We start from the raw sequence: 8,217 nt of genomic DNA, 5'->3' as shown, positions 1-8,217 counted from the left end.
CAAAGAGCCTATTTTTTTAAGTCATGGCAGGTTTTTTACTTTTTATTTATTCAAAATATTTATTCTTTAAATCCCCTGTATTAATTTTATCTGTTTTATTCTCTTTAATATATTTCTCCATCAAGTTCTGTTCCAGTATTTCTTCCGAGGTCTTCTTTAACAATATTGCTTTTTCGTAATATTCTCTGTAGGGATCTATGTCTACTTCTTCATTAGTCCCAATAATCCAGGCCCGGCTGTTTTCAAATATGCCTTCTCTCGATATCTGGAACATCACCTCGTTATTGGCAAACGAACCTTCAAACAGGTAAGCCGTAAATGCCACAAACCCGTCGTCGGTATTTACAAGATCCTGGCCTATAAACAGGGTGTCATCCAAAGGCAATCCCATAATATTTGCTATGGTAGGAAGGAAATCCACCTGACCTCCGGTGGTATGGATTGTTTCTTTAATGCCGCTTCCGGGTATGTGTATTATTAACGGTACGTTCAGCATCTCATCATAATCATATTTTCTGCCTATAAATGCGCTGACCCTTTCGTTCACATCCTCCATGCCACAATTAAGCCCGTGGTGGTCTCCGTAAAGAGCTATTACCGTATCTTCATACAAACCGGCTTCCTTAAGGTCTTCAATAAATTGCCCGATGGCTTCGTCTGTATAGCGGACTGTCTGTAGATATGAACCGAATTTGGTGTCAATATCTTCTTCAAGAAGCTTAAGGGTCTGATACTCCTCATCAAGAATGAAAGGATGATGGTTTGTTAAGGTTATTATAAAAGAAAAGAAAGGTTTTTGCTCTGCTTTCAGTATAGGAACGAGTTGTCTGAATAAAGATTTATCGGATATGCCAAGGCCTATTAATTCATCCTGGTCCAAATCTTCCATACTTATATAATCTTCAAATCCCTGATATGGATAAGCCGCTTCCCTGTTCCAGAACTCTCCCTCATATCCGTGAACAGCGAAGGCTTTGTAGCCTTGCTCTCTCATAAGCCAGGGAAGTCCGTGGAAAGTATTGTCCTCATAGAGCCGGTATGCTTCACCGTCTATCAAAGGATAAAGACTGTTTAGAGTGGAGAATTCCGCATCGGCGGTATTTCCTTTCCCTATATTGGAATAATACCTGTCAAAATACAGGGTATCATTATCAAGCAGCCTGTTGATGTTTGGCGTTATTTCCTGCCCGTTATAATAAGCATTTATCACAAAATCCTGGAAAGCCTCAAGCTGTATGACAATCAGGTTCTTGCCTGCACCCACCCGGTTATATTTAGGCTTTTCGGGCTCCTGTATGTTCCCTGAAATAACTTCCAGAATTTCCTCTTCTTCCATTTCTTCTCTTACCAGATTGTCTGTGATTACTTCATATATATCTCCCACATGGCTTGTAAAAAACTCCATGGTATTTACTTTCGCAATAGCCGCAGACTGAAAGGGATTTACAATCATAGCAAACATTACTGCCGTAAGCAAATAAAATGCCAGCTTAATGCGTCTGTAAAAGGACGGCTTCATATTCTGAAGCTTTACCGAATATTTCTTAAACGAAAAATATACAAAAGGTATATCTACAAATAATAAAAAACTTGCGGGAATAAGAGTGGCTATAAAACTGTCAGGTACGGCTGTAACAGCTTTTACCTGCCAAAGCTGCCTTATCGATACAGTCTGATTATAGTAATTATAATACATCGTGTCTGCGAACATAAGCAAACTTAACAAGCTGTAAATCAAAAGAAAAATCCACCGCTTGCTTTTTAATCCGCACCTGCCGAAGAATACAAATATCAACGTCCATGCCGCCATACTGATTAAAGTAAGTATAATCCATACCCTGTCCACATCAATCAGGGTATAGTAAATCGCCATCTTAAGAGCAAAAAGGATTGCTATACAATATGGCGATATTAATATCTTTTTGATTAGTTTCATAATCCCACCTGCTTTTACGTCATTCCTTCTTAAATGTCTTGCATTCATTAAATTATATACGTGCACATTAATGATTGTAATACATTTACAAATCCCATCATTGACATAATATCAATCATACATCAAGAAATCAAGTAAAATAATCTTAACTTTTCCTTAACAGAAATATAAAATATCATTAAATAATGTCTTTTTTGCGAACCGCCTTTCGTATTTTTCAACATATTTTTTTAGACTTTAACCGATTAAAATATGCAACCTATATTATTTACTTCTATCTTTCGCTTGATATTGCTTTTTTCATACAAAAATCAGATGGGCTGTTTCATAAGCGTTTACGGTAGTATCCTTTATCTTCCGTACCTAAATATGAAACAGCCGCATCCGTAATAAACCGTATGAAATAAAATTTATTCGTCTTTTGTTACTTCAACTAAAGATTTTGCAAGACCTGCCACAGCCTGTATGTCGGAAGGAATAATAATCTTGGTGGCTTTTCCGTCTGCCGCCTTTTCAAAGGCCTCCATGCTTCTTAACTGAAGTACTGCCGCAGAAGGATCTGCTTCTTTTAAGTAACGGATACCTTCCGCCCGGGCTTTTTGTACGGCCAAAATCGCCTCAGCTTCACCTTCCGCTTCTTTTATCATAGATTCTTTTCTGGCTTCTGCCTTAAGAATTGCCGCCTGCTTTTCGCCTTCTGCCTCAAGAATGGCAGCCGCTTTTTTACCTTCGGCTATCAAAATCTGTGATTTTTTCTGCCCTTCGGCAATAAGAATTGCTTCTCTGCGTTCTCTTTCCGCCTTCATCTGTTTTTCCATGGCATCCTGAATGGCAGCCGGAGGAATTATATTCTTAAGTTCCACACGGTTAACCCTGATACCCCAGGGATCCGTAGCTTCATCCAAAATAGTTCTCATCTTGGCATTTATAATTTCCCTGGATGTTAAGGTTTCATCCAGTTCCAAATCACCGATAATATTTCTTAATGTTGTAGCCGTTAAATTTTCGATCGCCAAAAGCGGATTGTCAACTCCGTACGTATAGAGCTTGGGATCCGTTATCTGATAGAATACCACCGTATCTATCTTTATTGTTACGTTATCCTTGGTTATAACCGGCTGGGGTGGAAAATCCGCTACCTGTTCTTTTAAAAGAACTTTTTTGGCAATCTTATCAATAAGGGGCAACTTGATATGGATTCCGACATCCCAGGTGGCCTGATATCCTCCGAGGCGCTCCACAATATATGCATGGGCCTGAGGAACTATTCTTACGCAAGATGCCAAAATAAGTAAGATTATTAATACAAAAATAATTAAAATTACTTCTGCAGGCATTATCTATCCCTCCTTTTTAATACTTACCATTAGTTTCACACCCGATATGTTTTCTATAATTACTTTAGACCCTTTTTCTATTTTTGAACCGTCAACCGACCTGGCAGACCATTCCTGTCCGTTCACTACAGCAAGACCTGTATTGAAATCATTGTCAATCGTTGCTGTAACGATAGCTTCCTTTCCGATTAATGCCTCATAATTTGTCTTTATACGGGTAGAATTAAAATATTTTTTTACGAACGGTCTTGTAAAAATCAGCAATAACAAGGATATAACAAGAAACAATGATATTTCAAGCAGTATATTGTCATAAAACAGGGATACTATAAATGCCACTAAAGCCCCCCCTGCAAACCATATAGTCGTAAGTCCGAGGGTCGCCATTTCCACGATAAGCAGTATTGCCAGAAGTATCAGCCACAACATCGAATTCATCTCCCTGTATCCCCCTTTCCTTTCTTATCAATTCTATTCTATAGAAAAGATAAGAGTTATACAATAGTACAGGGTCTTTTTTAATCATATTTTAATGCAAGTTCTTTCTTCTTTGTCTAGCCGCTTCATACATTAATATTGCCGCAGCAATGGCGGCATTGAGGGATTCTACTTTGCCTGCCATGGGTATTTTTATTAAATTGTCGGCCTTACTGGAAGTTTCGTCCGACAAGCCGTTTGCTTCATTTCCGATAAGTAAACCGATTTTGCCCCTAAAGTTTCCTTCCGTATCGTACAGATCTCCGGATAAATGGGCCGCATACAAAGTAAAGCCCATCGTTTTTAATTTATCAAGAAACGCCAAAAAATCTTCCGCTTCATAATAGGGAACCCTGAAAATAGATCCCATGGTTGACCTTACTACTTTGGGCTGCAAAATGTCGGCACAGGAACGGTTTAAAACTATGCCGGTGACACCGGCTCCTTCGGCGGTACGGATAATAGTACCCAGGTTTCCCGGGTCCCTTATATCTTCCAAAAGAAGCAAAAAAGCATCTTTAGCCTTAAGCAAATCTTCAAATGCATATACGGGTTTTTTAACCGTTCCCATAATGCCTTGGGGAGTCATGGTGTCAGTTATCTGCCTAAACAAAGCATCACTTACTATCTCATAAATCAGTCCATTAAAAAACTCCGGTGTTTTAGTTTTTTCTGCATAAAAACTTTCGGACATATAAGCTTTCAAAAGAAGCCCTTCTCTTCTTGCCTCTTCAAACATCTTAATTCCCTCAACGACAAATAAGCCCTGTTCATTTCTGGCTTTCGCCTTCTTTTGCAACAGGGCTAAATTCTTGATTTGCGGATTATTGGAACTTGTTATTACAGTTTTCCCATTCATATTATTTTTCCTCTTGCATCATACTCAGCTTTGCAGCCTGGTCTGCGGCAATAAGGTGGTCAATAATTTCATCCAGATTTCCGTTTAATACGTCGTCCAGTTGATGAAGAGTAAGTTTTATTCTGTGATCCGTTACCCGGCCTTGAGGGAAATTATATGTCCTTATTTTCTCCGAACGGTCACCGGTTCCTATCTGACTTTTTCTGGCTTCAGCTTCGGCATTTCTGGCTTTCTCCAGTTCCAGTTCGTAAAGACGGGAACGCAAAATTTTAATGGCTTTTTCTTTATTTTTTAACTGAGATTTTTCATCCTGGCAAGTAACCACAATTCCGGTCGGAATATGAGTAAGTCTTACGGCGGAGTCAGTCGTATTTACACTTTGGCCCCCGTGGCCGGAAGATCTGAAAACATCAAATTTGCAGTCATTTAAATCAATTTCAACATCCACTTCATCTGCTTCCGGCATAATCGCAACCGTCGCCGTGGATGTATGAATCCTTCCTCCGGATTCCGTAACAGGTACCCTTTGTACTCGGTGAACCCCGCTTTCATACTTAAGTTTGGAATATGCTCCTTTTCCGTTAATCATAAAGATAACTTCTTTAAATCCGCCTATTCCGTTTTCGTTTAAGTTCATCATATCAATTTTCCAGTTGTTGCGTTCGGCATACATAACATACATACGGTATAATTCAGCCGCAAACAAAGCCGCTTCGTCACCGCCGGCTCCGGCTCTTATTTCAACAATAACGTTCTTTTCGTCATTGGGATCCTTAGGCAAAAGAAGAACTTTTAGTTCATCTTCTATAACCCCTATTCTTTGTTTGCTTTTACTCAGCTCTTCCCTGGCAAGTTCGCGAAGTTCCTCATCGCTTTCTTCATCCAGTATAGTAAGGCTGTCTTCGATAGTCTTTTGAACTTCCTTATATTCCAGATATTTTTCAACAATATCCGAAATATCTGCCTGCTCTTTCATAAGCTTTTTATATTTTTCTTTATCATTAACAATATTGGGGTCCATTAATTCCTGTTCAATTTCTCTGTATCTGGTAAGAATACCTTCCAAGCGATCAAACATCCGTTATTCCTCCATTATTTTGTATGTGAAACGGTCTTTGCATATACAACCCGATCAAGACCACTTAAATCCTTCTTAACTTTTATGTCCGTAAATCCTGCCTTTGACAGCAGTTTTTCGACGGCCTCGCCCTGATCATATCCTATTTCAAAAAATACAAAGCCGCCGGGATTTAAAAACCGTGGCAGGTCATTAATAATTCTTCTATAAAATATAAGCCCGTCAGTTCCCGCTTCCAAAGCCAATTTAGGCTCATGGTCGCGTACTTCAGGCATAAGGGAAATATAATCCTCCGACTTTATATACGGCGGATTGGATACTATAATATCATATTTTCCCTCAATTTTTTCAAATAAATCACTGCAAATAAACAAAACATCCAAATTAAGCTTTTTTGCATTCTTCCTTGCCACCTGAAGTGCTTTTTCAGATATATCAGAACCAACTGCCATTTTTAAATTTCCGTATTTGGCAAGGGACAAAATAATACATCCTGATCCGGTACATAAATCCAGCACAGATTTGCCCTTACAAACCTTAAGCACTTCTTCTACAAGAATCTCCGTATCCTGCCTGGGTATAAGAACATTCTCGTCAACATCAAATTCAAGACCCATAAACTCCTGGACACCGGTAATATATTGAAGTGGTATTCGGGCAGCTCTTTTTTCAATCAGTTTCTTATAAACAGTAACTTTATCCTTCGGACATTCATCCTGTCCGTACAGCAAAAAATCCGCCCTGCTTATTCCAAAAACATGGGAAAGCAGATACCAGGCATCAATTTCGGCATCTGCTACACCTGCATTTTTCAGATATTCCCTTGATTCATTCAGCAACTGTCTGTAGGTCATCATTTATTCTTTAGCCTCCGGTCTGATCCGGGTTAATCTTCGTCATTAAAATCAAGATATTTATCCAGGGCTTTCAAAATTTCATCATCGTCTTCATCATCGTAGGCTGCGGTCTTGGGACTGGCAATGGTTATTTCGGCAGCCGCGGCATATTCTTTTTTAGCCGTATCTTTGCTTGTGACCGATGTACCCTTTCTTGCTCCCCTTACGTTTTTTCCTCTTGTAACCGAATACTCACTGCTTCCATATGTTTTTCCGGTTTTTCTCTCTTTTTCAGATTTTTTCCCCGGTTTGCTTTGCTCTTTCTCATTAGCCGCTTCCTCTAAAAAGGTTCTCCAATCAAAAACTGCTTCGACTGATTTTATAGCAACTTCAATCATATCTTCGTCAGGTTCCTTGGTGGTTAATGCCTGCAGCCATAATCCGGGTTTACTTAATATGTTTACCAGCTTATTTTCGGTTCTTCCTGCCAGACGGATAAATTCATAGGATACCCCTGCTATTGCCGGTACCAGCATTATTCTTGAAAGGATTCTCCATAAAAGAGTCTGAGGTCTTATAATAACAAAAAATACAAGACTTATAAACATTACCAAAAACATAAAGCTGGTTCCGCACCGTTTATGAGCTTTGGTCTGCCATTTGACATTTTCCACGGTAAGTTCAAAACCGTTCTCAAGGCAATTGATTACCTTATGCTCGGCTCCGTGGTACATAAATACCCTTTTAATTTCTTTCATCTGTGAAGCAGCCAAAATATATCCGATAAAAATCAGGAGCCTTAATATACCTTCTAAAAGATACAGCAAAAAAGTGCCTTTAATCATCTTGGCAAACAGATTGGCAATCAGAACCGGAAGTACCATAAATATTAAAATCGAGCTTGCAAGAGATACTATTACAGCTAAAGCTGTAAGCAAAGCCGTAATAAATGAATCATTCTTTTTTGCTTGCTCTTTCTTTGCCTTTTTAGGCTGTTCTTCTTCTTCAAAGAAGCTGGCTGAATAATTTATTACTTTTATACCGATTACCATTGAATCGATAAAAGCCAGTATCCCTCGGAAAATTGGAAGTTTAAACAATTTAACTTTTTTAGAAAAATCCTTATACTTAAATTTTCCTACCGTTATTTCATTATTTGGCTTTCGTACGGCTACGGCGTAATCGTCTTTATTTCTCATCATTACGCCTTCGATAACAGCCATTCCCCCAATACCGGATGGTTTCATCTTAATCCCGAGCCTTTCCTGTATTATATTTGACTACTTTACCTGTGTTTTTCACATAAAATTTACTTAACAGAATACATCCGACATAAAATTCTTGCATCTGTCAGAATGTCTTAGTTTATTATATCATAAAATTTTGGCCAAATAAATGCTATTGATAAATTTAAAAATAGGCTGAGGAAGCGAACCTCAACCCAATTTTTAATGCCTCTATAAAAAGCCCTAGTTGTCCTGATTAATACCATACTTGCGGTTGAATTTTTCAATCGCTCCACGGGCTGCAGCAGTCTTTTGCTGACCTGTATAGAATGAATGGCACTTGGAACAAACTTCAACACGGATATTTTCCTTTGTTGAACCTGTTACAAATTCATTCCCACAGTTGCAGACTACTTTTGCCTGATAATAATTGGGATGGATTCCTGCTTTCATAATTTCACCTCTTTA

8 protein-coding genes are annotated in these 8,217 nt (G+C 38.7%); all 8 read right to left on the bottom strand.

The annotated features are described in order from the left end of the window. Nucleotides 1-46: 46 nt before the first annotated feature. Entirely contained in the window at nt 47-1,936 is a 1,890-nt protein-coding gene (locus HHT355_RS00195) for an LTA synthase family protein (protein ID WP_158245841.1), read from the bottom strand. Between the two features lie 410 nt (nt 1,937-2,346). Beyond that, complete coding sequence (locus HHT355_RS00190) at nt 2,347-3,273, bottom strand: SPFH domain-containing protein (protein WP_103201445.1); 927 nt, start codon at nt 3,271-3,273, stop codon at nt 2,347-2,349. A gap of 3 nt (nt 3,274-3,276) precedes the next feature. Further along, nucleotides 3,277-3,711: an NfeD family protein gene (locus HHT355_RS00185; protein ID WP_103201444.1), complete on the bottom strand. Its 435-nt coding sequence runs from the start codon at nt 3,709-3,711 to the stop codon at nt 3,277-3,279. Between the two features lie 91 nt (nt 3,712-3,802). Further along, nucleotides 3,803-4,609, bottom strand: a complete 807-nt coding sequence (locus tag HHT355_RS00180) for a TrmH family RNA methyltransferase (RefSeq protein WP_103201443.1) — start codon at nt 4,607-4,609, stop codon at nt 3,803-3,805. A 1-nt stretch (nt 4,610) separates the two neighbouring features. After that, nucleotides 4,611-5,687 carry a peptide chain release factor 1 gene (gene prfA / locus HHT355_RS00175; protein WP_103201442.1) on the bottom strand — a complete coding sequence of 359 codons (1,077 nt, stop codon included), beginning with the start codon at nt 5,685-5,687 and terminating at the stop codon, nt 4,611-4,613. 14 nt (nt 5,688-5,701) lie between these two features. Then, complete coding sequence (prmC, locus tag HHT355_RS00170; RefSeq protein ID WP_103201447.1) at nt 5,702-6,541, bottom strand: peptide chain release factor N(5)-glutamine methyltransferase; 840 nt, start codon at nt 6,539-6,541, stop codon at nt 5,702-5,704. Nucleotides 6,542-6,573: 32 nt separating this feature from the next. After that, entirely contained in the window at nt 6,574-7,770 is a 1,197-nt protein-coding gene (locus HHT355_RS00165; protein ID WP_103201441.1) for a DUF1385 domain-containing protein, read from the bottom strand. A 222-nt stretch (nt 7,771-7,992) separates the two neighbouring features. Further along, the gene (gene rpmE / locus HHT355_RS00160; protein WP_103201440.1) at nt 7,993-8,202 is read right to left on the bottom strand and encodes a 50S ribosomal protein L31; all 210 of its coding nucleotides are present in this window, start codon (nt 8,200-8,202) and stop codon (nt 7,993-7,995) included. Nucleotides 8,203-8,217: the final 15 nt, after the last annotated feature.

The organism is Herbinix hemicellulosilytica (assembly GCF_002904165.1).
GTDB lineage: Bacteria > Bacillota > Clostridia > Lachnospirales > Lachnospiraceae > Mobilitalea > Mobilitalea hemicellulosilytica.
Note: the sequence above shows the minus strand (reverse complement) of the source record. Positions and strands in the feature narration are given on the sequence as shown.